This window comes from Massilia frigida (assembly GCF_011682175.1).
Taxonomy (GTDB): domain Bacteria; phylum Pseudomonadota; class Gammaproteobacteria; order Burkholderiales; family Burkholderiaceae_D; genus Telluria_A; species Telluria_A frigida.
On the sequence record NZ_WHJG01000133.1, the window covers coordinates 1 to 1,049 of the forward strand.

Consider the following 1,049-nt stretch of genomic DNA (forward strand, 5'->3'; position numbering starts at 1 on the left):
GCGCCATGCGCAGCGGGGCATCCTGCATCGCCTCTTGCGCCATTACCAGGAAGGCCACATGCACTGCCTGCCCCGCCGATTCAAATATCGCTGCCTCTTGTTCCATCACTTCCATCAACGCTCTCCTTTCAGTTTTTCCCGGCGCATACGCGCTTCATATTTCGATGCCTCTTTCGGCAGGGCCTCCGTAGGGCCGTCGAGCAAGTAGCTCCTGCCGCGAGCATCTGTTCCGACCCTGATCCCCACCGGCACCGGTGTACCCACCGTGTGGCCGTTCTCTGTTGCGTAGAACACCGGTTTGCCGCGCATGCCTTCGCGTAGGATGCTGTCGATGTAGTCCGCTCCAAACGCGGACCGGAGATCGTCAATGAATTCAGCTACCATCGGCATCTGTTCCCTCATGCTGCCCTTCGCCATATCGACCGTCCTATTCTGGTTAAATCTTTCATTTCAGCAAACCCTCCACACCCTCATACAACCCTCAACATGCTTTAACCCTTATTCCTATTGGTGTTGTGGAGACTATTAAGACTATTGAGGGTTAAATTCAAAATTTATCGATGAATGTCCCATCTCCTTTCATGCTTCGGCTCGTTTTGCGCCTTCACATGCGCGTGGAGCTATAAAAAACCGTCCATACCCTCCACACTGCCAACAAACCCAATAACGACGGGCGCTATCGACGTTGAGGGTTGCCTTGGAGGTTGAGGGTTAGCCCTCAACATGGTCACCTCCCCGGCTTCGGTACTTCTTCACTGCGGACTCAAAAACAGCACCGGCGCCTTCTGCCGTCTCGCGCAGGTTTTTGCCTTCGGGCTGTTCACCGACCAAAAACACCAGGCGCTGTTTGAAGTCGTGGCCCAGGTCGTACTTGATTGCGGTCTTCCGGATCGCGGAGCCGGCATAGCGCTCGATGGCCGGACTGAACATCGTCTGGGACGTGTACTTCGATTCGCCGGAGCGGCCGCACCAGATCTGAAACGCTTCGTACAGCTGGGTGCATCCGCACGTCACGAACGGCAGCGGTAGAAGGCCGCTCGACCACTCTC

At 56.0% G+C, this 1,049-nt stretch carries 2 protein-coding genes; both read right to left on the minus strand.

The window, feature by feature from the left end:
* Positions 1-114: 114 nt before the first annotated feature.
* Positions 115-417 (minus strand): hypothetical protein, encoded by a 303-nt coding sequence (locus tag F2P44_RS34325; RefSeq protein ID WP_167094558.1) that lies wholly within the window; start codon positions 415-417, stop codon positions 115-117.
* 294 nt (positions 418-711) lie between these two features.
* The coding region (locus F2P44_RS34330; RefSeq protein ID WP_167094426.1) for a hypothetical protein at positions 712-1,049 on the minus strand (338 nt) is incomplete at its 5' end.